Raw genomic sequence first — 858 nt, 5'->3', positions numbered from 1 at the left:
GAAGATTTCCCTGAACCGGTCGATACAGAGCCGGAAACCGGCCTCGAAATCGCCGTTGCCAGGGTGATAGACACTTTCGAAGGAGATCACCCCGTCATAGGCATCGGCCCGCAGCGCATCGGCCATCGGCTGGAACTGGTCGGCCAGCTGGCCCTCCCCCATCCGCCGGACTTCCAGGGTCGCGCGCGGCGTGTCCACCAGAACATCCTTGATATGGACATGACCGAGATAACCGCCCCTAAGCTCCTCGTAGCCCTCCGGATAGGCCCGCTCATGGCACCAGCAGTTGTTGGCCGGGTCCCACAGAACCTTCAGCGTATCCTTTGCGTCCAGGTCGTCGATCAGCTTGCAGCCCGTGTAGTTTGAATTGACCATGGTGCCGTTGCCGGTCTCCACCACCAGTGTCAGGCCCTCCGACCTGGCAAGCTCGACGGCCGGAGCGATCAACGGCAGGCTCGCGTCCCAGGCGCCCTTGGCGACGTTCCACTTTTCCGCACCGCCCTTGCCCCACAGGATCTGCTCCTTCTTGTTGGTCATGATCCGCACCAGCGGCGAGCCGACGACATGAGCCATTTCCATGACCCGCTTCAAGGCATCCATGTGCTTCGTGTGCAATTCGTCCCCGGCCCTGTTGGCGGTCGTCATGCCGGCAAAGACATGGCGCGACAGGCAACTGACCGGCTTGCCGTGCCCGTCGAGCAGCGCCTTGATCCCGGCGATTTCCTCCTTTGTGTGGTCACCGACTTCCTTCTCGCCGACAAACTGCAGTTCGGCATAGTCAAGGCCGAACTCGTCCATAACCGTCAGCGCATGCTTCAGGTCCCGGCTGATCCCATCGCAGATAACACCAAGTTTCAT

The 858-nt window shown here is 61.2% G+C and carries 1 protein-coding gene; it reads right to left on the bottom strand.

Features of this window, described 5'->3' with window-relative positions:
• A partial coding sequence (locus LA5095_RS31720; RefSeq protein ID WP_055391972.1) for a sugar phosphate isomerase/epimerase family protein occupies positions 1-858 on the bottom strand: 858 nt, incomplete at both ends.

This window comes from Roseibium album (genome assembly GCF_001404515.1).
Classification (GTDB): Bacteria; Pseudomonadota; Alphaproteobacteria; order Rhizobiales; family Stappiaceae; genus Roseibium; species Roseibium album.
Note: the sequence above shows the minus strand (reverse complement) of the source record. Positions and strands in the feature narration are given on the sequence as shown.